The organism is Guopingia tenuis (genome assembly GCF_014384805.1).
In the GTDB taxonomy this organism is placed as follows: Bacteria; Bacillota; Clostridia; order Christensenellales; family Christensenellaceae; genus Guopingia; species Guopingia tenuis.
Genome location: NZ_JACRSS010000002.1, coordinates 216,721 through 241,978, shown reverse-complemented (window position 1 = coordinate 241,978; position 25,258 = coordinate 216,721). Strand labels below are relative to the sequence as shown.

Genomic DNA, 25,258 nt, shown 5'->3' with positions numbered 1-25,258 from the left:
TGGGGACCAGCGGATCACAGTGCTTTTTTGCCTACTTTTTTAAAAAGCCAGAGGCACCCCAAGGCAATCTTTTTTATCCATTCTATCGCTTCTATTTTAAAATTATAGCGGAGAGAAAGCCCTGTCGCAGATTTTTTGCCTACTCTTTTTTTAAAGAACCGGAGGCATCCCAAAGCAATCTTTTTTATCCATTCTATCGCTTCTATTTTAAAATTATAGCGGAGAGATCGCCCTGTCATAAATTTTCTTTGCCTACTTTCTTTAAAAAGAAAGTAGGTTATTCCCGATACAGATCCACCCGAAATTCGTTGCGGTCCCCCCGATATTTGGAAATGGAATAGGCCACCGGCTGCCCTGCTTTGGTGAAAGAGGATGTGGCGACTGTGTAAATAGGAGAGCCGCTGTCGATATGCAGCAGGCGGGCCAGCGGGCGGTCTGCCAGCTCCACATGCAAAATGCGCGATACCTTATGCACTGCTTCCTGATAGCATTTGTCCAGGACGGCATAGAGGGAATTCTCCTCCAGATTCTCCTGAAGCAAAAGACTGTATTTCTGATAGGACAGATAAGTTTCTACAAATACCATAGGCTCCGCATCCGCATAGCGCAGGCGTTTGAGATGAATTATCGGCGCCTGAGCATCCAGGCCCAGCTTTTTTGCCGCTTCCTCCTCCCGGGCTACCCGGAAGTCCAGCACCTTGGTGGAGGGAACCAGCCCTTTGGCGCGCATCTCGTCATTGAAGCTGGAGATCGTCTGGAAAAAGCTCCCCTGAATTTTTGGCTTGGCGATAAACGTTCCCTTGGCCTTCTGCCTTCTGAGCTTGCCTTCGTTTACCAGCTCGCTGAATGCCTGGCGGATGGTGGCCCGACTGACATTCAAAATGCTGCAAAGCTCCTCTTCCGAGGGAACCGGGTCCCCCTCTTTTAAAACACCCGCCTCGATCTGATCCACCATGAATTGTTTGAGCTGATAATAGAGCGGAACCGGGATCTTTCGGTCCAGCTTACACTGGTAATATATCGCGTCCATTTTCTCGCCTCCTCTGCCGGTGAAGAAAAAAGCGCCGGGGCTTGTTGTGCCCGGCGCCCATTTTCTCTGTGTTTCCGCTTATTTCTCTTCCGCCAGCATCTTCTTATATGCGTTGATGATCTTGATGCTGCTGGAGGTACCGATGCGCTCCGCACCAGCGTCAATCATAGCCAGGCAGGTTTCCAGATCCCGGATGCCGCCCGCAGCCTTTACCTTAACCTCGTCGCCCACGATGGATTTCATGAGCTTGACGTCCTCCAGCGTAGCGCCGCCGGGAGCAAAGCCAGTGGACGTCTTGATGAAGTCAGGTTTGACTTCCTTGGCGATCTCGGCAACTACCTTGATCTCATCCTTGGTGAGGTAGTAGTTTTCAAAGATTACCTTGGAGATGACGCCATAGCGGCGGCAGATGGTGACGATGCGTTCCATCTCCTCCTTGATGAAATCAAAGTTGGCGTTTTTCAGCTCCACGATATTGATCACATAGTCGATTTCGTCCGCGCCCTTCAGGATGGAATCCAGGGTTTCAAAAGCCTTGGTTTCAATGGTCGTCTGTCCCAGAGGGAACCCGATGGCCGCGCCGACGTGTACAGGCGTTCCCTGCAAAAGCCGCTTGCAGCGTGCGGTTTCTCCGGAGTTGATGGCAACCATCTTAAAGCCATATTCCTTAGCCTCCGCGCAGAGCTTTACGAAGTCCTGCGCTTCCGCATAGGGCTTCAAAAGAGTGTGGTCGATCATGTTTGCCAGTTCAGCAACGGTCATTTTTTTCATGGTTTCATCCTCCCAGTCATTTTTTAAATATTGAGAATGGCCTTGCCATTCATTGTCCTTTTGTACTTACATTATAACATGTTGTTCACAGATTGCAACCCCTATTTTTTATTTTTTTAAAAAAAGCCAAAATTCCCGTATTTTCGGGATTTTCTACTTATATATAAACAATTTGTGAAGATTTGGAAAGTTTTCCATTTGGGGATTGACTTTAAAATATACGGTTATTATAATAATGTCAGTACGAGAAAAATATAGCATATATCATATAGGAGGAACAACACAAATGGCAAACATTATCATCAGCCCCAGCCGCTATGTGCAGGGCAGCGGCGAACTTGGCAACATCGCAAAGCATATCGGCGGCCTGGGAAACAACTTTTTCCTGCTGGGCAGCTCTTCGGGTTTAAAGCGGGTAGAAGATACCATTAAAAAGAGCTTTGAGGGCTCGGATGCCAAGCTGCATTTTGAAGCCTTCAACCGGGAATGCTCGAAAAATGAGATCGCCCGTCTGCGGGAGCTTGTGAAGAAAGAGGGCTGCGACTGCATCGTCGGCATCGGCGGCGGCAAAACCCTGGATACAGCCAAGGCGGTCGCCTACTATGAAAAGCTGCCGGTGGCCATCGTCCCCACCATCGCATCCACCGACGCTCCCTGCAGCGCCCTTTCGGTTATCTACACCGATGACGGCGTTTTTGAGGAATATCTTTTCCTTCCCCAGAACCCCAACATCGTGCTGGTAGATACCGCCATCGTGGCAAAGGCTCCGGTTCGCCTGCTGGTATCCGGCATGGGCGATGCTCTTGCCACCTATTTTGAAGGAAAAGCGGCGGCGGATGCCGGCGCGGACAACTGCGCGGGCGGCAAGTGCACCATGGCGGCGCTGGCTCTGGCCAAGCTCTGCTATGAAACGCTGATCTCCGATGGCTTGAAAGCCAAAATCGCCATGGAAAACAACGTCTGCACAAAGGCTGTGGAAAACATCATCGAGGCTAACACCCTCCTCTCCGGCATTGGCTTTGAAAGCGCGGGCCTGGCCGGCGCTCACGCCATCCACAACGGCTTCACCGCCATTCCCGAAACCCACGCCATGTATCACGGCGAAAAGGTCGCTTTCGGCACGCTGGTGCAGCTGATCCTGCAAAACGCCTGCATGGATGAGCTTGCCGAAGTCCTCAACTTCTGCGAATCCGTCGGCCTGCCCACGACGCTGGCCGATCTGGGCATCAAGGAGGTCAACAAGGAGCAGATCATGGAGGTCGCCAAGCTGGCCTGCGCCGAGGGCGACACGCTCCACAATATGCCCTTCCCGGTGGATCCGGACAAGGTATATGCCGCCATCCTGGCTGCCGACAGCATGGGCAAAGCCTTCAAGGAAATGGCCTGATTCCTGCAAGCAAAAAGAGCTGTGCAATGCGCAGCTCTTTTTTTGCCGCCAAATATATGAGGAAAGCGGCGGATATTTCCATCCGCCGCTTTATTTTTCCCTTTTCTCCGGTTTTTCTGCGTCAGCCGTTTTCTTGGGCGCGCAGCAGGGCGATCTCCCGGGCATATCCCGCCAGATCGTTGGGAGTTTCCAGCTCCATGGGCAGTCCCTTGAGCTGGGGATGGCAGACAACGCGGGCAATCGCCTCCAGCCCGATTTCTCCTTCCCCGATGCGGGCATGGCGGTCCTTGTGGCTTCCCGGGGGATTCATGCTGTCGTTAATATGCAGCGCCTTGAGCCGATCCATGCCGATGATCCGGTCAAATTCCTCCAAAACCCCATCCAGATTATGGATGATGTCATAGCCGCCGTCTGAAACGTGGCAGGTATCCAGGCATACCCCCATCTTATCCTGCAGCTCTACCCGGTCGAGAATCTCCCGCAGCTCGGAAAAGCTCCGGCCCACCTCGCTTCCCTTGCCCGCCATTGTCTCCAGCAGCACGGTTGTCTGCTGCTCCGGCCATAGAATCTCGTTGAGAGCCTCGGCAATCTCCTGGATTCCCGTTTCCGCGCCCTGGCCCACATGGCTTCCGGGATGAAAATTGTAGTAATTTCCCGGGAGGTATTCCATCCGGTGCAGGTCGTCCCGGAGCGTCTCCCGGGCAAATTCCCGCAGGTGGGGATCGGCTGAGCAGGCGTTCAGCGTATAGGGCGCATGGGCCACCAACTTGCCGAAATGGTTCTCCTCCATGATCTTTAAAAGCGCCGCAACATCCGCCTCGTCGATGGCGCGGGCCTTGCTTCCCCGGGGATTGCGGGTGAAATATTGAAAGGTGTTGGCGCCGATGGACACGGCGTCCCTTCCCATCTGGGCAAATCCTTTGGCCGCCGAAAGATGGCATCCGATGGTCAGCATAAAACAATCCTCCTCTTTTGTCCTGCTTTTCGCTAAACGGCCTGCCCCGTCATGCAGCGCGGCAAAGCCGGCCTACGTTATAATACCACGGGAGAACCCTTTTTACACATCCGCTTCCCCGGAACCCGCTTATCTGTTCTTTCACGTCCTCCTTTTTTATCTCCCGCCTGCCTTGCCCGGCCATTGCGCATGACCTTCCCAGCCGTTTGCCCTTTGGCCCGGAGGATTCTCCCGGCCCTGCCCGCAGAATATCCGGCAGGCAGGCGTATCTTTCGTTTGGAAATAACTATGGATGCAAGGTGTCCCCTATCCGGTGCAGCTCTTTTTATTTTCTCTGGCTCGGAACGGCTGCGGACGGCCATGATTATTTTTTATTCTGCCGTCACCCCATATGCCTATGCCGGTTTTCTCCCCCGCTTTAGCTATTATAGGCGGGCGCAAAAAAAGAACGGCAGATCCGCCGTTCTTCTTGCCTGTATCCTCAGCCTAAAAACGAAAGGTTCAGCTCTCCGTTTTTTTCCACCATGCCCTTGACCAGCCGGTATATATCTGCCGCATCCGCCACGCTGAACATCTCGTTGGGCGCATGGGAATACCGCCGGGGCATGCCCAGGGATACGCAGGGACAATGGCTTCCCTCGTTGGTGATGCCGATGGCGTCCGTACCATAGTGATCCTCACACATGGTGATAAACTGAAGGGAAATCCCCTCCTTTTGGCTCACATCCCGCGCCAGCTCCACCAGCTTTTTATTGGTGACATAGCCGCAGGTCATCGGGCCGACCAGCGTATCCACCAGGCTGATAACCGGGCCGCCGCCCATCCGCACGGGCAGCCGGGTTACCGGCACATCCGGCGTGCCTCCAGCCGGGAAGGTATCCAACACCACGCAGTAATCCGGCCGCAGCGCCGCCGTCACCTGTTTGGCGCCAATCACGCCGATTTCCTCCTGTACGGACAGCACCAGGTCTACCGTGCCTGCGAAATCCATCTCTTTGAGTTCCTTCGCCAGCTCCAGCAGCACGGCGCAGTTGATCCGGTCGTCCGCCGCGCGCCCCATGATAAGGTCCTTGTGATACATTTCAATAGCCGGGCTGTCCGGAACGGCCACAGTTCCCACCTCGATGCCCATAGCCGCCGCATCCGCCGCGTCTGCCGCGCCCACGTCGATATAGCTGTCTTTCGAAGCGTTGACCCGCCCCGCTTCCTCCGCCGTCTCCACATGCCCGGGCGTCAGCCCGATGACACCGGGAACAACACCGTGTTTACCCTGCAAAAGCAGGCGGCGGGAAGGCATGGTTTTTGCCACCGGATTGCCCAGCCGCTCAAACAGCAAAAATCCGTCCGGCCGGATATGCTTGACAATATACCCCACTTCATCCACATGCGCCGCCAGCATCATCCGGTATCCCGGCCGCCGGCCGTGGAATGTGGCAATGAGATTGCCCGTCGTTGTCACGGTCAGCTCGTCCGCCAGCGGTGCAAGCCAGTCACGGCAGAAGCGGACAACGTCCTGTTCAAATCCCGCCACGCCGATCAACCCGTTGAGGGCAAAATACGTCTCCTTAATCGCTTGTTTTACCATTTTCTTTTCCTCTCCTAATTTCCCGGAGTCTCTCCGGCTTTTTCATCCTTGGATATCCCCACTATACCAACCTTCCCTCCAAAATACAACCTGCTTTCTTTAAAAAGAAACCAGGCACGAAAATTATTCTATAGCCGGGACTTTCCCGGACTATTTTTCCTCATATGGGCCGCAGGGCAGGAAAATAAGCTCTCCCCCAAATATCTTTGCACAAAGAAAGCGTTGGAAAGTCTATATTTTTTCTTTCTTTTGAATGTGTTTCAACAGTCTTTCCAGGACTGGCCGCCCTTTTTTAACAGATTTTATGTGCCTGGTTCGCCTCCCTATAAACTCTGGATGCTTTTAAAAGAAACCGGAAAGATGCTGCGGGCGTTTAATATGATCCCTCATGCGCCCAATTCCTTCGGAAAATTTGCAGCTTCTTTAGAGGTTCTCCCTCTCCTTCCTCCGGAAACCCTTGTCCCCTTTTTCCATATCATATACATATATCTTTAACTCTTCAGGTGCATTCCCCGGCGCTCATATTCATCCAGAATCCGTTCCAAATTCCGCACAGTTTTTTTGGAAAAGAAATGTTCCATCTGTTCGGCCTCTTCCAGATTATCTCCGCCGTTTACCAAGCGCAGGAATCGAAGAAGCACATTATGGCGGTATAGCAGGTATTCTCCCTCTGCCGCGCCCTCCCCTGTGAGGCGGATATAGCCATAGGGCTGGTATTCGATCAGCCCCTGCTGCTGGAGCTGTTTGGCCATTTTTGTGACAGAGGAGGGTTTTACATGCAGGGTTTCCGCCAGCTGGTGAACGCGGACAAAGCCAGTCTCCCGGGAAAGCCGGCAGATCATCTCCAGATAATCCTCCATGGTATGGGTCAAAGGATTGGCCTCCTGCCGGGTATAGCCGGAAATCGTCCGGTATTCGCTCAAGTTTTTCCCTCCTTCACACATTTTTCCCCCGGCGCATAGTATTAGACGAGGGAAAAACCCCAGCATTTTTATGCTGCATGTATATTTTTATGAAGGGAGAAAATGAGATATGTATACAACACGTTTATTTGATATAGGTGTCGGCCAGACGGCGCGGGTGGAATCGCTGCATGCGGATGGAGCCGTCCGCCGGCGGCTTCTCGATATCGGCCTGACCCGGGGAACCCGGGCGACCTGCCTCTATGCGGCGCCCTCCGGCGATCCCAAAGCCTTTCTGATCCGGGGCACGGTGATTGCGCTCCGCAGCGAGGATTCCGCCCGGGTTCAGGCGCAGGCAGTGCTTCCCGTCTCGCAAAAGGAGGTGCACGCATGGGCCTGACCGTCGGTTCCACAGGGAAAAATGCCCAGGACAGCCAGCTCGTCATTCAGAAGAAATCCCCGGAGGACCGGGTGATCGCCCTGGCGGGCAATCCCAACGTCGGCAAAAGCACAGTGTTCAACGAGCTCACCGGCCTGAACCAGCATACGGGCAACTGGCCGGGGAAAACCGTCTGCAACGCCCAGGGAACCTGCATTCACAAGGGGCGGAGCTATGTCCTGGTGGATATCCCCGGCTCCTATTCCCTGATGGCTCTGTCTGCCGAAGAGGAAGTCGCCCGGGACTTCCTCTGCTTTGGCGGAGCGGATGCGGCGGTGGTCGTCTGCGACGCCACCTGCCTGGAACGCAACCTGAACCTCGTTCTCCAGACCATGGAGATCACGCCCCGGGTAGTTGTCTGTTTAAATCTCATGGATGAAGCGAAAAAGAAGCATATCCGCCTCAACATACGGGAACTGGAAAAACGGCTGGGGGTGAGCGTGGTTCCCGCCAGCGCCCGCAGCCATAAAGGGCTGGATCGTTTGATGGACCGGGTGGAGGCAGTAACCCAGGGCGATGCCCCTGCTCCCCGGTCGGTGAAATACCCACAGTCCCTGGAGGCCGCCCTGGCCCTGGTGCAGCAACCCCTGGCTCCTCTGCTGGAGGGCCGGCTGGCTCCTCGCTGGACGGCGCTCAAGCTCCTGGAGGGTGATCCCGTCCTGCTTCATACCATGGCGGGCTTTTTAGGCTTCGCCCCCCAGGAAAACCCGGCCGTCGCCGAAGCCATACAAAAAGCCCGGGAAATTTTATCCGAAGACGGCATGGAAGGAGAAGCTCTCCGGGATGCCATCGTCACCAGCGTCTATCAGGTCGCCGAAGATGTCTGCCGCGGAGCCGTCGTCTATGAAGACGCGAAATATAACGAGCGCCAACTGAAGATTGACCGCATTTTGACCAGCCGCCTGACAGGCATTCCCATCATGCTGGCGCTGCTGGCCGTCGTATTCTACATAACCATCGCTGGCGCCAACCTGCCCTCTCAGCTTCTTTCCGAGGGATTTCTCTGGATTCAGGAGCAGCTGACCGCCTGGTTTGCCGCCATCAATGCTCCCGTCTGGCTCCATGGCGTCCTGGTGCTGGGCGTTTACCGGACGCTTACCTGGGTCATCGCCGTAATGCTGCCGCCCATGGCCATTTTCTTCCCGCTGTTTACGCTTCTGGAGGATCTTGGATATTTGCCCCGGGTGGCCTTTAATCTGGATCATACCTTCAAAAAATGCTGCGCCTGCGGCAAACAGGCGCTGACCATGTGCATGGGCTTTGGCTGCAACGCCGCAGGCGTCGTGGGCTGCCGCATCATTGACAGCCCCAGAGAACGCCTCATCGCCATCATCACCAACAACTTCGTCCCCTGCAACGGCCGGTTCCCCACGCTCATCGCCATCATCTCCATGTTCTTTGTGGGCGGCTCCTTTTTCCTTGGAGAATCCGTGCTCTCGGCCCTGCTTTTGACGGCGGTCATCGTGTTTGGCGTGCTCATGACCTTTCTCATCTCCCGGCTGCTCTCCAAAACCATTTTAAAGGGCGTTCCCTCTTCCTTTACGCTGGAGCTGCCGCCCTATCGCCGGCCGCAGGTGGGAAAAGTCATCGTCCGCTCCGTCCTCGACCGGACGCTGTTCGTCCTGGGGCGGGCGGCGGCCGTCGCCGCGCCGGCGGGGCTGCTTATCTGGCTGTTTGCCAATGTGCAGATCGGCGGTGTCACGATCCTGGCCCATTGCACCTCCTTTTTGGATCCCTTTGCCCGCCTGTTCGGCATGGACGGCGTCATCCTCATGGCCTTTATCCTGGGGCTGCCCGCCAATGAGATCGTTGTTCCCATCATTTTGATGGCGTATCTTTCCACGGGCAGTCTCCTGGAGATGGGGAACCTCATGGAGCTCAAGACCCTTCTCGTCCAGAACGGCTGGACCTGGCTCACCGCCGTCTGCACCATGCTGTTTATGCTCCTGCACTGGCCCTGCTCCACAACCCTCATGACCATCAAAAAAGAGACGCAAAGCTGGAAATGGACGGGAGCCGCTTTCCTGATCCCCACTCTCACTGGCCTGCTTCTCTGCTTTCTCGTGGCCAATGGCGCGCGGCTGCTGGGGCTGGCCTGACGCGCAAAAACAGATCTCCCAAATATTCGTTTTGTCGCAAAAACCCCTGGTGCAGCAAAGCTGTCCCGGGGGTTTTTTATATCATCTTTGGTTTTGTTTCCTCTTTTCAGGCGGCCTCTATGCCCGCATCCGGCCTTTTCAGTTCAGGGCGCATCTTTTTCAAAATCACCAGCGAAAGGACGGCAGCAAGGACCGACGTTCCCGCAAAATTCAGCCATATGCCCGTCAAGCCCAAAGGCCAGAAGGCCCCGATCAGCAGCACCGGGAATACCAGCGCAGTAGACACGGAAATGAGGGACGCAGGAAGGGGCTTTTCGATGGCCAGCATGTAGCTTTGCGTGGCAAAGGAAAACCACCGGGTAATATAGGTAAGGCTGAAAAGCTGGAGCGCCGCGATGGAAAGGGCGAGGACCTCCGGCCCGGCCTGCGGCATAAACAGCGCCGTAATCTGCCCCGGAAACAGGGCAATGACGGCCGCCGCCAGAAGGGAAACAATGCCGCTTGCCGCAAAACAGCATTTTTCAATGGCCCGCACCCGGGAAAATTTCTGCGCGCCCCAGTTATATCCCACGGCGGGCTGGAGCGAATCGCACATGCCGTAAAGCAGCGGCTGGATGAACCCTTCTGCAAACATCAGAACGCCATATACCGAAACCGCCGTCTCTCCCCCCAGACGCACCAGAATGGCGTTCATAATGATGGACGTGACCCTGCCGGCAATGTTGTTTAAAAAGTTCGGGCTTCCGCAGGCGACAATCTGCCGGATCATCCGTCCGGAAAAGCGCGGCCGGCAGAACCGGAGCAGCGCCTTTTTGCGGAAAAACGGAATAAAGGCGATGACGGCGCAGACCATCATGCCCGAGCAGGTTGCCAGGGCCGCACCCCAGATCCCCCAGCCGAAAACCCCCAGGAACAGAAATTCCAGGCCGGCGCTCAGGGCGGACATCAGGATATTCAAGAGCATGCTGCCCCGGATATGGCCGCAGATCCGCAGATAGTTGTCCACGGCAAATATAATCGTCGTCACCGGAGAACAAAGGGCATACACCTGCAAATATTGGACCGCCAGCCTGGCAAATTCCCCTTGGGCCCCCATGAGCAGCATGAGAAGCGGAGCCGCCGCGAACAGGATGCCGCCGACTGCCACGCTGGTGCCCACGATCATGAGGCAGGCGCAGGTGAAGATGTTGTTGGCTTCCCCTTCCTGCTTTTTCCCCAGGCAGATGGATATGGGAACCGCCGAGCCGACGCCGATCAGATCTGCCAGCGAAAAATTGATAATCACAAACGGCATGGCGAGGTTCAGGGCCGCAAAGGCTGTCGCCCCTAAAAACTGGCCGACGAAAATGCCGTCAATCGTCTGATATAACGCAGAAGCCAGCATGCTCACTGCTCCAGGAATGGAGGCAAGAAAGAACAGCTTCAGCGGCGGTGTTTTTGAAAATAATGCTGTAGATTTCATATCATTTCCTTCTTCCTTTCGAGTGTTTTGCAATTTAGCCATAAAAATGCCCGATTATCTTTTGCAATAACCGGGCGTGCCCGTCGTTTTTGCCGTCCGAAAAGGGGCGGCTCCTTCCTTTGTCTATTACACTTGCAAAAGTTTGCCGCGGCGCCTATATTTTGCCGATCTCCTCCTGCAAAAGATCCACATGCTTTTGCGTCAGCGAAAGCAGCGCCTCCCTTTCCGCTTCCGTAAGCCCCGCAAACGTCCTCTGCTCGGCAAGAATCAGGGGATGAATGATCTCGCGCGTCATCTCCTCTCCCTTTTTTGTCAGAGCAATCCGTTTATTTTTCTGGTTTCCGGGAATGGGAACCAGCGCGATGATTTCCTGCCGTTCCAGCGCTTTCAATGCTGAATTTACAGTCTGCGGCGGGAGCTGCCAAATTGAACAGAGCTCCCTTTGCGTATAGGCCGTGCCCTCCTCATAAAGAGAATAAAGCAACCATAGCGCCGTGTCGGATATTCCCATCCGTTTCGCATAGAGGTGATATATCTCATCCATTTTTTTATAAAGCTGGTTAAACACCGCAAGCGGATCGGTCGTGTTCTTTGCCATTCGCCCCTCCATTTCATCCGAAACCGGATAATTTGTATTATAATCCGATTTCGGATGAAAGTCAATAAAAAATTTCTGTCTTTCAGAAAGATTGCCGGAGCAGAAAAGCAGCGTTTGCCGCTTTCTCCCTCTCAAAAAAAGACAAAGAAAACCCCATGCCAAAGACCAGCCGGCCCGCATGGGGTTTTTCTTTTCCCTCCGCCGCATTTCTTCCTTTTGCGCCGGAATATGGAAAACACATTTTTTACGAAAACACATCCCCGGTTCTTGGCACCCCTCAAAGCAAAGCACCTGCCCCTTCTCCGCGCAAGCGGATCAGATGCTTTTCAGCACTTCTCTAAGAGAAGCGGCAGACTTCAAAAGCCGCGCATTCTCTTCCGCGTTCAGCGGGATATCCAGCACCCGTTCCACGCCTTCCCGCCCCAAAATGGAAGGAACGCCCATGCAGATATCCGTCAGGCCATAGTGCCCGGTGATCAGCGAACTCACCGGCAAAATGCTGCGTTCGTCCCGGACGATGCTCTCGCAGATCCGCCGCACGCTCATGGCGATGCCATAGTATGTGGCCCCCTTTTTATCGATGATCTCATAGGCGCTGTCCCGCACCTCCCGGTATAGGGTATCCAGCTCTTCCGCCGTGAGCTTCATGCCGCCCGCCGAGCAGAACTCGCTCAGGTCCACGCCGGAAATATTGGCGCTCGACCAGACGGCCAGCTCGCTGTCGCCATGCTCTCCGATGATGAAGGCATGCACACCCCGGGGATCCACACCCAGCCGGCGGCCCAGCAGGTATTTGAGCCGCGCCGTATCCAGAACCGTGCCGCTTCCGATCACCCGCGCACGGGGCAGTCCGGAGATTTGCAGCGTGGCATAGGTGAGGATATCCACCGGGTTGGTAACCACCAGGAGAATGCCCTCGCTGTTATATTTTGTGATCTGGGGCACAATCTGCTGAAAAATTTTGATATTTTTATGCACCAGATCAATGCGGGTTTCGCCCGGTTTTTGGTTCGCTCCCGCCGCGATAATGATGATCCCTGCGCCCTCCAGATCCGGATAGTCCCCGGCATATACCTCAATCGGCCGGGTAAAGGGAACGCCATGGCTCAGATCCATGGCTTCGCCCTCTGCCTTCTCCTTATTTACATCGATGAGCACCATTTCGCTGAACAATCCGCTCTCCACGAGAGAAAACGCACAGCTGGCTCCCACAAAGCCGCAGCCCACCACCGCGCATTTATGCATATCCGTCATAGAAAAATCCTCCTTTTTCTCTTCTATTTGTAGTATACCAATCTTCCGCGCCTTCTAATCACCTACTTTCTTTAAAAAGAAAGTAGGCAAAGAAATTTTATGACTTGGTTTTCCGCATTCTTTTATTCTCTTCATTCCCTTTCGCCATTTCTCCTCTACCAAAAAGGCAAAGAAATCTTATGACCTGGGTTTCCGCATTCTTTTATTCTCTTCATTCCCTTTCGCCATTTCTCCTCTACCAAAAAGGCAAAGAAATCTTATGACCTGGGTTCCCGCACTCTTTTATTCTCTTCATTCCCCTTCGCCATTTCTCCTCCACCTAAAAGGCAAAAAAATTTCATGATCTGGCTTCCCGCGCTTCCCTATTCCCTTCACATCCCTTCGCCGTCCCCCCCTGTCAAAAAAGGCCAGGAAACTTCACGGCTTCATTTCCAGGATTCTTTTTTCCCATCATTTCCGTCCCTCTCCTCTTTCGTCTTTTTCCTTCCCGGTTTTTTTATGGAAAAAAATGTGCTATACTATGTTTTAAATGTACCGCGCTGCTGCGCAGGGGAGGAACGTATGCTGAATTTTCTTTGGATGCTCCTGGCTTTCGCCGTGCTCACGGGCATCGCCATGGTCTTTTATACCCACGGGCGGTATTCCAGCGTAGAGGGGCTTTTGCTGGCCATGGGGACGGTGATCCTGGTGCTGCTGGCAGCGGGAGCGGCCCAGGCCTTTCCCATCGGCTTCATTGTGCTTCTGGTTCTTGGCGGATATGGCCTGCTCTCCTTCCTGTTGGGCAAAAAGCAACCGCTTCTCTCCCGGCGCAGCTTCCGCCGGCGGGATTTTTTCTCTCCGGGCTATGTCCTCATTCTTGCCGGATTTCTCTATGCAGTAATCGCCTTCGCGGGCAATTTCCTGCGCCATTGGGATGAATTTCACCAATGGGGGCTGGCCGTGCGCTATATGCTGGAAACCGGAAAGCTCCCGATTTACAATGATTTTCTGGGCGGGCCTCATAATCCTGCCGGCACCGGCTTGTTTCATCTGTTTTTCCAGCTTTTCAGCGGCCTCAATATCGGCAATATGCACGCCTCCAGCTTCCTGTTGGTCTGGGGCGGCATGATGCTTCCCACCTTCCGCCTCACCTGGAAGGACTGGAAGCGGGCCCTGCTCTATGCCGTCATCGTCTATTTCTCCTATTTTGTTCTCTATTACTATCCCTATACCAACCTGTATACGGATATGCCCCTGGGCGCCTGGGCCGGCGGTTTATGCGCCTGGTGGTGCCTCCGCAGGGACCGGCGGCACGCGCTTTTGCTCCCGGGCATCGTTCTCTTCCTCCTGCCCCTCATCAAATGGCAGGTGGGAGCGCTGTTCAGTTTTGCCTGCCTCTTCTTCATGGCCATCATCCTGCTCATTCAGGAAAACCGGCCCTGGAAGGAGCATTTCACCCGGGCTTCTCTGAAACGCCATGCCAAGGCCGGGCATATTACTGCCTTTATCCTTTTCTTCCTCATCAGCCTTCTTGGGATGTATATCTGGACACTGCTCATCCGGCTGGTTGCGGAAAATCCCTACACGGCCGGCGCCATCACGCCCATTCAGCCGGTTGCCGAGCCCGACCGGATTCCCCGGACAATCCTGGCCTGCCTGCGCTCCTTCGCCATCTCCAAACTGAGCCGGGAAGCGACCATTCCCATGTCCATTTCCCTGTTTCTCGCTCTGGTTTCCCTGGTGGGCTGGTTCCTGCATAAGAATATGCGGGAGGAAAAATTCCGCCGTCTCTATCGCTGGGTTCTCACCTGGGTGATGATCGGCTTCGGCGTCTATTTCCTCTGCATCGTCTATTCCTATGTCACCACCTTCCCCTATGACGAGAGTGTCCGGGCGGCCTCCATGTTCCGCTATTATTCCATCTATGCCGCCTTTACCCTGCCGATTTTCCTCATGCCCTATGTCCGGCCCCGGGAGGAGATTCTCCCGGCCGAGACCCAGGAGGATGTGAAAAAAGGAAAATGGATCAAGCGCACGGCTCTGGCCATGCTGGTGTTTCTGCTCTGCAACCTGAACGGAAGCTTTATCTACTGCGCCAGCCATTTAAACAACGACCAGATTCTGGATTATAACCATATCGAGCGCATCGCCGAAGCCAGCCCGGAGATCCTTGACATCGTTCAGGGAGAGAAGGTCTATATGATCCGCCAGGGAGATACCAACAAGCCCTTAAGCATCGCCCTCTATTATTTCCAGCATCAGGTGAACCAGCGGGGCAGCACGCCCTGGCAGTTCAATGAAAAGGGCTGCCAGATGGGCAACCAGCAGTATTCCTCCCCCACGATTTATGACCTTCCCGCCTATCTGCTGCAAGGCGGCTACGGCTATGTCTGGATCTATTCCACCGACGCCTATCTGAACGAAAATTTGCCAAAGGCGGTTGTGTGTGATAGCATAGTGGACGGCGGTCTATACCGCGTTACCCCCGAGGGAGATGGGGTTCGCCTCACCCTCGTCGGGCAGTTTTAAACCATCGCTTTAAAGGAGATTGCTATGAAAACTTCCACTTTCCCCATCGAGGGGCTTATTCTCGTGGAGCCGGATGTGTTCGGCGACCACCGGGGTTATTTCTTTGAATCCTATTCCTTTAAAAAATATGAGGCAGCCGGCATCGGCTGCACCTTTGTCCAGGACAACCAGTCCTTTTCCGCCAAAAAGGGCATCATCCGCGGACTGCACTTCCAGCACCCTCCCTATGCCCAGGCCAAGCTGGTGCGCTGCACCCGGGGGCGTGTGATGGATGTTGCCGTTGACCTGCGCAAAAGCTCCCCCACTTTTCTGCAGTGGATCTCCGTGGAACTGAGCGAGGAAAACAAGCGCCAGCTCTTCATCCCCCGGGGCTTTGCCCATGGATTTGTCACTCTGACAGATAACTGCGAGCTGCAGTATAAGGCCGACAATTATTATGCTCCCGAAGCCGACGGCGCCATTGCCTACAACGATCCGCAGATCGGCGTGGAATGGGGAGTGGAAAACCCGGTGCTCTCCGCCAAAGATGCGGCCGCCAGGCCCTATGGGGAACAGGACATCGATTTTTAGGAGGGAGCTTATCTTCATGAAGCAGCCGGCCATCAGCCTGATCGTTCCTATTTATAACGGAAAAGACCTTCTTCCCGCCTGCCTGGCTTCCATCGCCGCCCAGACCTTCCGGGATTTCGAGTGCATCGTGGTGGACGACGGCTCCACCGACGGCACGGCGGAAGTTTTGGACGAGTTTTGCGCCGCAGATGCGCGGTTTATCCCCCTGCATATAGAGAACGGCGGCGTTTCCGCCGCCCGCAACCAGGGGCTCTCCCAGGCCAGGGGAGAATATATCTGTTTTGTGGATGGAGACGATACCGTTCGGCCCGGCTATCTCGCCCATCTCTATCATCCGGAATTTGATTTTACTCTGAGCGGTATTGCCACCTGGGACGTCCCTTCGGGCAGGCAGCTCACTGCCCTCTGCCCGCCGGAAGGGGATTTGCCCGCAGGGGCCGAGACTTCGGCGCGGCTTTTATCCGGCCTGTTTTTAAATAATGTCTATGCCAAGCTCTTCCGCCGCTCAGTTTTGGAAGAAAACCGCATCCGTTTTCAGGAATCCATCGCCTTTGCGGAGGATACCGTGTTTGTTGTGGAATTTCTCCCGCACGCCAAAAGCATCCACGGCAGCGGCGATCTGGATTACGAATATAAAAAATACGGCATTGGGACGACGCTTTCCACCTCTTTTTCCATAAAAAAATTCCGCGACGGCATCGAATCCAGCCAACGGATCGAGGCCGTTTTCAAAGAGGCGTATCCTTCGCTTCCAGTGGATGAACTCCTGGCCCCGCGCTATTTCTTTATGTATGAAATGCACATCCTCTCCTGCGCTCTCTATGGGAATTCTCTTTCCCGGGAGGAGCAGGTTTCCTTTTTGCGGGAGGTCTTCCGGGATCCCCGGTTCCGCTCTCTTTGGAAAAAGCGCCGCCTCTATTCCTCCCAGCCCAAGCCCGTCCAATGGCTGGTTTCCCTGAAAAGCCCGCGTCTTCTTCTTTTGGGAGCGCGCATCATGAACCGGCTGCGGGGCAGAACAGGAGGCGCAGGCGCATGAGCGGCAATTATGGAATGAAACGGGGGATTTATAACGTTCTGGCGGGCTTTTTAAACCAGATCATCACCATCGCCCTTGGGATTCTTGTCCCGCGGCTGGTTTTGGTGAGCTTCGGCAGCGAAGTCAACGGCCTGGTCAACTCCATCACCCAGATTTTCGTCTATTTCTCTCTTTTGGAGGCGGGCGTGGGCGCGGCTACCCTTCAGGCGCTCTATGGCCCTGTCGCCCGGGATGACAAGGCCTCCATCAACGAGATTTTAGCCGCCACCAGCCGGTATTATAAAAAGACGGGCATTGTGTATTTCTTTGCCGTCCTCGGCCTGGCGGTCGTATATCCTCTGGTCGTATCCACGGATATTCCGCCCATGACCATCATCCTCGTCATTCTGCTTCAGGGCATGGTGGGCGTCGCCAACTATTTCTTCCAGGGCAAATTCCGCTATCTGCTGGAAGCGGAGGGCAAGAACTATATCATCACCAACCTGACCACCATGGTGACGATTCTGACCAACGTCGCCAAAATCATTCTTCTGCTTCTGGGCGCGGATATCGTCATCGTGCAGGCCAGCTATATGGTGTTTAACCTGCTGCAAATGCTGTTTATCGGGTTGTATATCCATCGCCGCTATAAATGGCTGAACCTCAAGGTCCAGCCCAATTACGGCGCCATTTCCCAAAAGAACAATGCCCTGATCCACCAGTTTTCCAACCTGATTTTTAACAATACCGACGTCCTTATTTTGACGGTGGTTTGTGGCCTCAAGGTGGCCAGCGTGTATTCCATGTATACCCTGTTCTTTAATATGATCAATACCATGCTCTCCACTGCCTCCAGCGGCGTCGTCTTTACCCTGGGCCAGCGGTTCAACGTGGATCGGGAAGGATATACAAAGCTGTTTGACTGTTATGAATCCTATTATCTTTCCCTGGTGTTTACGTTGTTTACCGTGACCTATATTTTTATTCTGCCCTTTATGAAGCTCTATACAGCGGGCATCACCGACATTAACTATATCGACCAGTACCTGCCCATGCTGTTTATCGCCATGAACCTGTTATCCGCCGGGCGCGGGCCTTCCAACAACACCATCAACATTGCCGGACATTTCAAACAGACGCAATGGCGCTCGATTCTGGAAACCGCCATCAACGTTTCGGTATCCCTGGTGTGTGTCTATTTCTTTGGCATATACGGCGTTCTGTTTGGAACCATCGCCGCCCTGCTCTATCGTGCCAACGATATGATCCTCTATTCCAACCGGGTCATCTTAAAGCGCAGCCCTCTCAAGACCTACCGGCGATGGATTACAAACCTGATCCTGCTGCTGCTGATCCTTTGGGGTTCCTCGTATATCACGCTTACTCTCAATACTTATGGCCAGATCATCCTCTGGGCCGTGGTCTATTTGGTGGTGATCGCCGGAATCTTCTTTGGCGTTACATCTCTCACAGAGCGGGAATCCGCAAAGATGATCGGCGGGCTTTTCCGGCCTCTTCGGCAGAAGCTTTTCCGCCGGGGAAAATGAGAGAAATCCTGTTTCCATGCAAAACAAAGCGAGCCTGTCCAGGACAGGTTCGCTTTTCTTTCCGTTCTATTTTTCTATTACCTTTTTTATCAATCTGCTTTTCCAAGAATCCTTTGATAGATGGCAATGCTGTCCTTCTGCCGTTCCTCCCAGGAACACCGCGCCGCCTGGGCCTCCATCGCTGCCCGGTCGATGGGCTTTTCCCCGGAAACATAAGCGGCTGTTTCTTCAGCAAACGCCGAAATAAAGGCGTCATCGTCGCCCGTGTAGGCGATCAGGCTGCCGAACCCGTCTACCGCCTCCCGGATCCCGTCTACATCCCGGCCAATGGGCACCGCGCCGCAGGCCTGAGCCTCTTTAATGACGCATCCATATCCCTCCTGCCGGCTGGGCAAAAGGAGAATATCCATTTCGTTGAAGCGTTCCGCCAGCTTTTCGGAGGGAATGGTTCCCAAAAAGTCTACCGGCAGTCCCGCCATCTTCTTTTCGATCTCTTCCCGCAGCACGCCGGAGCCAATCATATAGAAATGGATTTCCCCGGGAATCAACTCCTGAATCCTCCGGAAAATTTCGGGAAGATAGTCGATCCCCTTGCGCAAGATCATCACCCCGGCAAAACCCACAACTGTTTTTCCCGGGTGCTCCTGACGGGCCGGATAAAAAACCGAGGTCCGGATACCGTTATATACGACAGCCGCATTTTTCCCCGAATACCCCAGCTCTTTGGCAGATTCCAGAAGCGCTTTGCTGACAAACTCCACCGCCGCCGCACCCTCCAGCATCTTCAGGATATAGGGACGCTTTCTCATATCTTTCATATCCGAATAGATATCGCCGCCATGGCAGGTCAGCACATAGGGCACGCCGGTTTCCCGGCAATAGCGCATCACGCCCAGCCCCATGGGCCAGATCCAATGCAGATGGATGAGGTCGGCCTTGGACTCCTCCATATCCCTGCGCACCTGCCGGGCAATGCGTTTTTCCCAGAAATTCGGGCGGAAACGCTGCATTGCTGCGGAAAAGAAACCGTTGGGAATTTTCCGGATACCATAGGTCACTCCCGCCTGCTGGGCGATGGGGGTACCCAGATCCGGTCCGCCGTTGCGGGTCACAACCCGCTGCACCGCCGGAGAATTGATCTGATAATAGGAACACGCAGTCACATCCACGCCGTTTTTCCGGAGCGCGGCCACCCGCTCCGAGACAAACACTCCCGCCTGCGGCCACGCTTCATATGGTCCCATCGCGTTTATATAGAGAATTTTCATACCAATTCTTCCCCTTCCTCTTCGTCAGAAGATGTCTCATTTGTGGAACCCAGAAGCTCCAGGGTAATGTTCCCGTTTTCCTGATGAATGCGGTATATCTCCCCATCCTCGATGGTGACGCCAAACATCTGCCGGAAGCTCCGGGTGACGAATTCATCCGTGGAATATACCCAGAGATACTCTGCCTCCAGCTGCTCCAGCGCCTTTGGCACTTCATATACCGAATAGTTGATATTATGATCCTGATTCACCGAGAGCGGTTCGCGGATCCGATTGATCTCGTCGGGCGAGAATGCCATGGGAGCCGCCGCAAGCAGCCGTTTCCCAAAAAGATAGCGGGCATAGCCGGTGGTTCGGAAATAGCTCTGCTGATGAATCATATAGATATTGCCTTCGTCACCCACCAGCTCCCGAACTTTTGGTTCCTTGATCTCCAGATCCTCCCGCAGCTTATAGATCTCGTCGGATTTCTGATAGCCCACAATGGCTCTCGTGGAAAAATCTCCCTGCAGGCCCAGCACCAGGCTTAAGCAGAGCACCACAGCAATGATCCGGTTGCCTGCCCTGCTGGACTCACGAACCTGCCGCTCCGCCCCGCCATGGAACAGCGGAATCAGCATGGGCAGCCACCCCAGCATCATATACATGCTGAAATACCGCACGACGCTGGCCGCGGTTTCTCCCTCATAGGCCGCGAAAATCGTGCTGTAGGCATAAAAGATAATGCCGAAATAGGCAATATATCCAAGTTCATAGACAACAGCCAATGCGCCGTATTCCCGCCGGAGCGCGCCTTTTTTCAACGAGCGCCAGACCGCCCAGAACAGGATCCCCCCCGCCGCCATAAAGGTCACATAGCTCACGTTGAGGTGAAATCCCGTATAGTGCATGCCCTGAACGGGTTCAAAGAGATAGCGCAGCATGGACTTGAGGGTTGCGCGCATGGAAGATGCCGCCCGGGCCACAGCAGCGCCGCCGCCTGCGGCCGCCCCGCTGCTGATATAACGTCCCCAGATAAAGCTCAGCAGGAACGGCGCCGCTATCAGCAAAATCACCAGCCAGTTTTTCGGCTTTTTTATTTTCTGTCCCAGGCTTTTCAGCTGGGCTTTCCAGCCTTCTTCGCCCGAGAACAGCCACTGGATCGCCAATCCCAAAAGCGCAATCAGAGCGAACAACGCCCCCACCAGGGACTTCATCATGCCGATGGTCAGCAGGCAGGCCGCGAGAAGCGCCCAGCGCCCTCCCTCGATCCGGTGAAAAAGCCCCCAGGCGATGAGAGCTCCCGCCCAAAGCGCCACAGCCTGATCCACCATCATGCTCCAATACGGCTCAGTATAGAGGAAGGAGAAGGATAAAAACACAATGCCGCCATAGCAGAGGCTGCGCTTCCAGTCCTTCCATGTATTTCCCGAAAGGGGAAGGATAACGGCTCCCGCCGTCAACAGGAAATTCGAAACAAAGAGGTTCCCCTCCACAAATCCCGTCAGCTGCACGAAGAAATAATGGAAGGGCGCGGTGATGGCAAAGGTGGAGGCCTGGCCGATCAGGTCCGGGCCATAGGGAAGCGTATTGTGGGCAAACATATACTGCACGCTGGGCACCCACTGCTTGATCTCATCGATATGCAGTATCTTTCCATTGCGGAAGGCCACCATGGCGTATACAAAGGCCGCGGCAAAAAGCAGAATGCCGGGCGTGAAAAACGAGCGCCTCGGCTTTGCGATTTCCCGGCTCTTGGGAAAATCCAGCGCATAGAGCAGAAGCCCCGCCGCCGCCATGGCATAGAGAAGATAGACTGCCGGGCGCGTGCTGCCCAGCAGGCCCACAAAGAAGATCACCAGCATAACGCTCATGATCCCAAGAGCCACGCCTTCCTCCGGCGTGAGCCGCAGCAGCTTATGCCAGAACATGCCCAGGGCGAGGAGTATGATAAAAACCGCCGTCAGATACACAAAATTTGCCAATGGAATCCCCCTTGGTTACAGATTTTTCAACACAGCCGCGCAGACGGCTTCCACAGTCTCTTCCGTGAGATAGGGATGCATGGGAAGGCTCAGCACGCGTTCCGCCAGCCTTTCGGAAACCGGCAGGCTGCCCGCCTCATATCCCAGCGGCAGATAGACCGTCTGCCGGTGGAGCGGGCGGGGATAATAGACCATGCTGGGAACTCCGGCCGCCGCCAGCGCGGCCTTCAGGCTTTCCCGCTTCGCATGGCTTTCCAAAAGCAGCGTATACTGCGCCCAGCTGGAGGAGAATCCCTCGGGCACGGCGGGCGTCTTTACCGCGCCGCTCAAGCGCTCGGAATAGGCCTCCGCCCATTTCTGACGCGCCGCCAGCTCATATGCGGAAAACGCCGCCAGCTTAGGCTGAAGGATCGCCGCCTGGAGCGTATCCAGCCGGGAATTCAATCCCACCCGGACGTTATCGTATTTCTCGCTTCCCTTGCCATGGATGCGGATGGACTGCAAAAGCCCGGCCAGGGTATCGTCATCCGTGAACACTGCGCCGCCGTCCCCATAGCATCCCAGCGGCTTTGCCGGGAAAAAGGACGTGGTGGAGGCGTCGCCAAAGGCGCAGGCCGTTTTTCCATCGAGCGTGCCGCCGAAGCCCTGGGCCCCATCCTCCAGCACTTTCAGGCCATGGGCCTCTGCGATGGGCAGAATGCGGCGGTAATCCGCCGGCAGACCGAACAGGTCCACGGGGATCACGGCCCTTTTCCTGAGCCGTCCCTCCCGGTCCACCCGGGCAATGGCTTCCAAGAGGCTCTCCGGGTCCATGTTGAAGGTATCCTCCTCCACATCCACAAACACCGGCTCCGCTCCCGCCAGGCTCACAACCTCCGCTGTGGACATAAACGTGAAGGAAGGCACGAACACCGCATCCCCCGGCCCTATGCCCCAGGCCATCAGCACCAGGGAAAGGGCATCCGTTCCGTTGGCGCAGGTGATGCAGTGTTTGCGGCCCACATAGGCCGCCAGCTTTTCCTCCAGCTCGCCCACCTCCGGGCCCATAATATATTTGCCGTGCTCCAGAACCCGGCGGATATTTTCATCAATTTCCTGTTGCAGCGCCCGGTATTGTGCATGTAAATCGCTAAACTGCATAGCCATTCCTCCTCGTCTAAATCTCCTCTAATCCCCTGTCCGCCTGCCGGTATTTCCGCCCGCAGGCGCGGCAGCAAAGGTCATCTTCCAAAACCGCCCCGCATTCGCATACCCAGCCCCGCTGCCGCGCAGGGACTCCCGCCATCAGGGCGTGATCCGGGACGTCTTTTGTCACCACAGCCCCGGACGCAATCATGGCCCAGCGCCCGATGGTATGTCCGCAGACGATGGTTGCGTTGGCTCCGATACTGGCGCCTTCCCGCACCAGCGTCTTTTTATATCCCGCCCGTCCTTTGGGATATTTGCTCCGGGGGGTGAGATCGTTGGTGAACACACAGGAAGGCCCGCAGAACACATAGTCTTCTATCTCCACTCCCTCATAGACGGAAACGTTGTTTTGCACTTTCACGCCTTTTCCCATCCGGACGTTGGCTCCTATGTTGACATTCTGCCCGAGGGAACAGTTTTCTCCCATGCACGCGCCGGCCTGCACATGGCAGAAATGCCATATTTTCGTTCCTGCGCCGATCTGCGCGCCCTCATCTATATAGGAGCTTTCGTGAACAAAAAAATCGTCTTTCATTTTCCAAATTCGCCCCGCATATCCTCGGTGCCAAAATCCCGGAGGGGCAGCTTGACCGGCCTGCCCTCCTTCTGGCTCTTATAGATAGCCAGCACCATCTCCAGCGCGTTGCGTCCGGCCACGGCGTCTACATAAGGCGCCCGGTCGTTTTGGATCGCGTCGATCATATCGGCATAGAGGCTGGTATGCCCGTTGCCATAGACGTTGCTGGTGGCCTCCTTGAGGCCCTTATTTTTCTCGTCTGCGCCGGTTTCATCGGCAAACTCCCAAACGTCAATGTTGTTGGTTGAAGTTCCGCCCAGCTTGCAGGTGCCCTTCTCTCCAAAGAGATAGAGGGTTTCCTCCAGATTTTTGGGGTATACGTTGGTCGTTCCCTCAATGGTGGCGATGGCGCCGTTTTTGCTTTTCACCACAGCCATCCCGATATCCTCCGCCTCGAGATAGTCATGGAACTGCTGGCGCGTCGCGCCATAGACCTCTTCTATCTCATCCCCCAGCATCCAGCGCAGAAGGTCGATGCCATGGATGCATTGGTTCATGAGCGCGCCGCCATCCTCCGCCCAGGTTCCCCGCCAGGGCGCCTGATCGTAATAATTCCGGTTGCGGTTCCAGCGCACATGGATGGAGCCATGGGAAATTTTCCCGAAACGGCCGTTTTCCAGCGCCCGGCGCATCTCCTGCACGGCTACGTTGAAACGGTTCTGGTGGCAGGCCGAAACCTTTACTCCCTTTTCCCGGGAACGGGCAATGATCTCCTCCGCATCCGCCATGTTCATGGCCATGGGCTTCTCAATAATAACGTTGATCCCCCGGTCGATGCAATCAAGGGCAATCGGGGCATGGGGGCCGCTCTGGGTGGCGATGGCCACAAGATCCAGCGCATTTTCCTCCAGCATCTTTTTATAGTCCGTATATCGCCTGATATCCCCGCGCGCCTCCAGGCCGTGCTTGGCCAGGAGAGATTCCATCTGCTCCGGGATAATGTCACAAACCGCCGCCAGCTCGAGTCCATTGTTCAAAACGGCTTTGATGTGGTTGGTGGCGATCCGCCCACAGCCGATGAGTGCATATTTCATTTTCTGCTCTCCTGCTCTATCCATTTCGTGATTTTTTCAGCGGCATCGCCATTGCCATAATAGGCTTTTTTGCTTCCGCTCTCAATTTTTGTCTGCATTACTTTCTGCAGAATATCCTCCGCCTCCGGGCTGGCCAGTATATTGTGGTTTCCCCGCAGCGTTTCCACCCACTCAGTTTCGTTTCGCACAGTGACACAGGGAGTATCCAGAATATAGGCCTCCTTTTGCAGGCCGCCGGAATCCGTAATGATCTTTTTTGCATGTTTTGCAAAATACAGCATATCCTGATATCCCACCGGCTCCACAAACAGAATGTTCCGGTAATCTCCCTCCCGGACGGCCTGGTCCACAAGGCCGCGGATCCGCGGATGGACGGGAAAGACCACCGCCGCATCCAGCGCCTCCAGGCCGTTCAAAATCCCGCGGATTTTTTCCGGGTCGTCCGTATTCTCCGCCCGGTGAATCGTGGCCAGATACCAGCTGTCCGGCGTTCCGGCCGGGCGGTAAAGCCCCTTTAATTTTTCCAGATATGCCTCTTTGGGCTTTTGTTCCAGCTTTTTTGCATAATACAACACCGCGTCGCACATTACATCGCCCACCTGGTGTACGCCCTGGGTAATGCCTTCTTTGTTCAGGTTTTCCACAGCCGCATCCGTGGGGCAGAACAGCAGCGCCGATATCCTGTCTGACAGAATCCGGTTGATCTCTTCGGGCATCTGCATATTAAAGGAGCGCAGCCCCGCCTCCACATGGATGATGGGAATATGCAGCTTGACCGCCGCCAGCGCCCCGGCCAGCGTCGAATTCGTGTCGCCATAGATCATGAGATAATCCGGCGCTTCGTCTAAAAGCACCTTTTCAATCCCCACCATCATATCCGCCGTCTGCACAGCATGGCTCCCGGAGCCCACATGCAGATTGTAATCCGGCTTCGGAATATCCATTTCCTGAAAAAACAGATCCGACATATTATAGTCATAATGCTGTCCCGTGTGTACCAGCACTTCCCGGAAGCTCTTCCGCAGCACCCGCGACACCGCTGCGGCCTTGATAAACTGGGGCCGCGCGCCAACAACCGTTACAATTTTTTTCATGCGCAATGTTC

General features: G+C 55.0%; 22 protein-coding genes. 7 read left to right on the top strand and 15 right to left on the bottom strand.

Annotated features, from left to right (window positions below; genetic code table 11):
* Window positions 1-14: 14 nt before the first annotated feature.
* From H8693_RS06245 to deoC, 3 genes are all read right to left on the bottom strand, one after another.
* A complete protein-coding gene (locus H8693_RS06245; RefSeq protein WP_249280276.1) occupies window positions 15-239 on the bottom strand; it encodes a hypothetical protein in 225 nt (74 codons plus the stop codon).
* 38 nt (window positions 240-277) lie between these two features.
* Window positions 278-1,030, bottom strand: a complete 753-nt coding sequence (locus tag H8693_RS06240) for a GntR family transcriptional regulator (protein WP_178621394.1) — start codon at window positions 1,028-1,030, stop codon at window positions 278-280.
* 78 nt (window positions 1,031-1,108) lie between these two features.
* On the bottom strand, window positions 1,109-1,801 hold the full coding sequence (gene deoC / locus H8693_RS06235) for a deoxyribose-phosphate aldolase (protein ID WP_249280275.1): 693 nt from the start codon (window positions 1,799-1,801) through the stop codon (window positions 1,109-1,111).
* Between the two features lie 286 nt (window positions 1,802-2,087).
* Here deoC and H8693_RS06230 point away from each other — a divergent pair, with 286 nt between their 5' ends.
* Window positions 2,088-3,188: a glycerol dehydrogenase gene (locus H8693_RS06230; RefSeq protein ID WP_249280274.1), complete on the top strand. Its 1,101-nt coding sequence runs from the start codon at window positions 2,088-2,090 to the stop codon at window positions 3,186-3,188.
* A gap of 121 nt (window positions 3,189-3,309) precedes the next feature.
* Here H8693_RS06230 and H8693_RS06225 read toward each other — a convergent pair whose 3' ends face one another.
* The 3 genes from H8693_RS06225 to H8693_RS06215 all read right to left on the bottom strand — a co-directional run bounded on the left by H8693_RS06225 (window position 3,310) and on the right by H8693_RS06215 (window position 6,651).
* The gene (locus H8693_RS06225; protein WP_178621388.1) at window positions 3,310-4,143 is read right to left on the bottom strand and encodes a deoxyribonuclease IV; all 834 of its coding nucleotides are present in this window, start codon (window positions 4,141-4,143) and stop codon (window positions 3,310-3,312) included.
* A 481-nt stretch (window positions 4,144-4,624) separates the two neighbouring features.
* Window positions 4,625-5,728, bottom strand: coding sequence for a M42 family metallopeptidase (locus H8693_RS06220; RefSeq protein ID WP_249280273.1), 1,104 nt, complete (start codon window positions 5,726-5,728; stop codon window positions 4,625-4,627).
* Window positions 5,729-6,219: 491 nt separating this feature from the next.
* Window positions 6,220-6,651, bottom strand: a complete 432-nt coding sequence (locus H8693_RS06215) for a metal-dependent transcriptional regulator (protein WP_249280272.1) — start codon at window positions 6,649-6,651, stop codon at window positions 6,220-6,222.
* Window positions 6,652-6,760: 109 nt separating this feature from the next.
* On the opposite strand from H8693_RS06215, the gene H8693_RS06210 reads away from it, so the two are divergent.
* On the top strand, window positions 6,761-7,030 hold the full coding sequence (locus H8693_RS06210; RefSeq protein WP_249280271.1) for a FeoA family protein: 270 nt from the start codon (window positions 6,761-6,763) through the stop codon (window positions 7,028-7,030).
* Window positions 7,021-9,168: a ferrous iron transport protein B gene (gene feoB / locus H8693_RS06205; RefSeq protein WP_249280270.1), complete on the top strand. Its 2,148-nt coding sequence runs from the start codon at window positions 7,021-7,023 to the stop codon at window positions 9,166-9,168. The genes H8693_RS06210 and feoB overlap by 10 nt, the downstream gene beginning before the upstream one ends.
* Before the next feature lie 106 nt (window positions 9,169-9,274).
* Here the strand turns inward: feoB and H8693_RS06200 are convergent, their stop codons facing one another.
* From H8693_RS06200 to H8693_RS06190, 3 genes are all read right to left on the bottom strand, one after another.
* Window positions 9,275-10,630 carry an MATE family efflux transporter gene (locus H8693_RS06200; protein ID WP_249280269.1) on the bottom strand — a complete coding sequence of 452 codons (1,356 nt, stop codon included), beginning with the start codon at window positions 10,628-10,630 and terminating at the stop codon, window positions 9,275-9,277.
* A 154-nt stretch (window positions 10,631-10,784) separates the two neighbouring features.
* Entirely contained in the window at window positions 10,785-11,228 is a 444-nt protein-coding gene (locus tag H8693_RS06195; RefSeq protein ID WP_178620984.1) for a MarR family winged helix-turn-helix transcriptional regulator, read from the bottom strand.
* Between the two features lie 315 nt (window positions 11,229-11,543).
* Entirely contained in the window at window positions 11,544-12,482 is a 939-nt protein-coding gene (locus H8693_RS06190; protein ID WP_249280268.1) for an L-lactate dehydrogenase, read from the bottom strand.
* Window positions 12,483-13,043: 561 nt separating this feature from the next.
* Between H8693_RS06190 and H8693_RS06185 the strand changes: the two genes are divergently transcribed.
* Genes H8693_RS06185 through H8693_RS06170 form a run of 4 tightly spaced genes read left to right on the top strand, consistent with a single transcriptional unit; the run spans window position 13,044 to window position 18,122 of the window.
* Entirely contained in the window at window positions 13,044-14,990 is a 1,947-nt protein-coding gene (locus tag H8693_RS06185; protein ID WP_249280267.1) for a hypothetical protein, read from the top strand.
* Between the two features lie 24 nt (window positions 14,991-15,014).
* Window positions 15,015-15,560: a dTDP-4-dehydrorhamnose 3,5-epimerase gene (gene rfbC / locus H8693_RS06180; protein WP_249280266.1), complete on the top strand. Its 546-nt coding sequence runs from the start codon at window positions 15,015-15,017 to the stop codon at window positions 15,558-15,560.
* A 16-nt stretch (window positions 15,561-15,576) separates the two neighbouring features.
* Window positions 15,577-16,596, top strand: coding sequence for a glycosyltransferase family 2 protein (locus H8693_RS06175; protein ID WP_178620995.1), 1,020 nt, complete (start codon window positions 15,577-15,579; stop codon window positions 16,594-16,596).
* Window positions 16,593-18,122 (top strand): lipopolysaccharide biosynthesis protein, encoded by a 1,530-nt coding sequence (locus H8693_RS06170; protein WP_178620997.1) that lies wholly within the window; start codon window positions 16,593-16,595, stop codon window positions 18,120-18,122. The genes H8693_RS06175 and H8693_RS06170 overlap by 4 nt, the downstream gene beginning before the upstream one ends.
* An 89-nt stretch (window positions 18,123-18,211) precedes the next feature.
* On the opposite strand, the gene H8693_RS06165 is transcribed toward H8693_RS06170, so the two are convergent.
* The 6 genes from H8693_RS06165 to wecB are packed head-to-tail and all read right to left on the bottom strand — an operon-like array spanning window position 18,212 to window position 25,247.
* Window positions 18,212-19,390: a glycosyltransferase gene (locus H8693_RS06165; RefSeq protein ID WP_249280265.1), complete on the bottom strand. Its 1,179-nt coding sequence runs from the start codon at window positions 19,388-19,390 to the stop codon at window positions 18,212-18,214.
* A complete protein-coding gene (locus H8693_RS06160; protein ID WP_249280264.1) occupies window positions 19,387-21,354 on the bottom strand; it encodes a hypothetical protein in 1,968 nt (655 codons plus the stop codon). The genes H8693_RS06165 and H8693_RS06160 overlap by 4 nt, the downstream gene beginning before the upstream one ends.
* Window positions 21,355-21,369: 15 nt before the next feature.
* On the bottom strand, window positions 21,370-22,494 hold the full coding sequence (locus tag H8693_RS06155) for a DegT/DnrJ/EryC1/StrS family aminotransferase (protein ID WP_249280263.1): 1,125 nt from the start codon (window positions 22,492-22,494) through the stop codon (window positions 21,370-21,372).
* Between the two features lie 16 nt (window positions 22,495-22,510).
* On the bottom strand, window positions 22,511-23,077 hold the full coding sequence (locus H8693_RS06150) for an acyltransferase (RefSeq protein WP_249280262.1): 567 nt from the start codon (window positions 23,075-23,077) through the stop codon (window positions 22,511-22,513).
* Entirely contained in the window at window positions 23,074-24,153 is a 1,080-nt protein-coding gene (locus H8693_RS06145; protein WP_249280261.1) for a Gfo/Idh/MocA family protein, read from the bottom strand. Before H8693_RS06145 ends, H8693_RS06150 begins: the two co-directional genes overlap by 4 nt.
* Entirely contained in the window at window positions 24,150-25,247 is a 1,098-nt protein-coding gene (gene wecB, locus H8693_RS06140) for a non-hydrolyzing UDP-N-acetylglucosamine 2-epimerase (protein WP_249280260.1), read from the bottom strand. The genes H8693_RS06145 and wecB overlap by 4 nt, the downstream gene beginning before the upstream one ends.
* Window positions 25,248-25,258: the final 11 nt, after the last annotated feature.

Coding starts and splice junctions, on each gene's coding strand:
- H8693_RS06150 (WP_249280262.1), bottom strand. CDS start 23,077: ATGAAAGACGATTTTTTTGTTCACGAAAGCTCCTATATAGATGAGGGC.
- deoC (WP_249280275.1), bottom strand. CDS start 1,801: ATGAAAAAAATGACCGTTGCTGAACTGGCAAACATGATCGACCACACT.
- wecB (WP_249280260.1), bottom strand. CDS start 25,247: ATGAAAAAAATTGTAACGGTTGTTGGCGCGCGGCCCCAGTTTATCAAG.
- feoB (WP_249280270.1), top strand. CDS start 7,021: ATGGGCCTGACCGTCGGTTCCACAGGGAAAAATGCCCAGGACAGCCAG.
- H8693_RS06200 (WP_249280269.1), bottom strand. CDS start 10,630: ATGAAATCTACAGCATTATTTTCAAAAACACCGCCGCTGAAGCTGTTC.
- H8693_RS06245 (WP_249280276.1), bottom strand. CDS start 239: ATGACAGGGCGATCTCTCCGCTATAATTTTAAAATAGAAGCGATAGAA.
- H8693_RS06240 (WP_178621394.1), bottom strand. CDS start 1,030: ATGGACGCGATATATTACCAGTGTAAGCTGGACCGAAAGATCCCGGTT.
- H8693_RS06170 (WP_178620997.1), top strand. CDS start 16,593: ATGAGCGGCAATTATGGAATGAAACGGGGGATTTATAACGTTCTGGCG.
- H8693_RS06225 (WP_178621388.1), bottom strand. CDS start 4,143: ATGCTGACCATCGGATGCCATCTTTCGGCGGCCAAAGGATTTGCCCAG.
- H8693_RS06195 (WP_178620984.1), bottom strand. CDS start 11,228: ATGGCAAAGAACACGACCGATCCGCTTGCGGTGTTTAACCAGCTTTAT.
- H8693_RS06175 (WP_178620995.1), top strand. CDS start 15,577: ATGAAGCAGCCGGCCATCAGCCTGATCGTTCCTATTTATAACGGAAAA.
- H8693_RS06210 (WP_249280271.1), top strand. CDS start 6,761: ATGTATACAACACGTTTATTTGATATAGGTGTCGGCCAGACGGCGCGG.
- H8693_RS06220 (WP_249280273.1), bottom strand. CDS start 5,728: ATGGTAAAACAAGCGATTAAGGAGACGTATTTTGCCCTCAACGGGTTG.
- H8693_RS06230 (WP_249280274.1), top strand. CDS start 2,088: ATGGCAAACATTATCATCAGCCCCAGCCGCTATGTGCAGGGCAGCGGC.
- H8693_RS06145 (WP_249280261.1), bottom strand. CDS start 24,153: ATGAAATATGCACTCATCGGCTGTGGGCGGATCGCCACCAACCACATC.
- H8693_RS06185 (WP_249280267.1), top strand. CDS start 13,044: ATGCTGAATTTTCTTTGGATGCTCCTGGCTTTCGCCGTGCTCACGGGC.
- rfbC (WP_249280266.1), top strand. CDS start 15,015: ATGAAAACTTCCACTTTCCCCATCGAGGGGCTTATTCTCGTGGAGCCG.
- H8693_RS06155 (WP_249280263.1), bottom strand. CDS start 22,494: ATGCAGTTTAGCGATTTACATGCACAATACCGGGCGCTGCAACAGGAA.
- H8693_RS06190 (WP_249280268.1), bottom strand. CDS start 12,482: ATGACGGATATGCATAAATGCGCGGTGGTGGGCTGCGGCTTTGTGGGA.
- H8693_RS06165 (WP_249280265.1), bottom strand. CDS start 19,390: ATGAAAATTCTCTATATAAACGCGATGGGACCATATGAAGCGTGGCCG.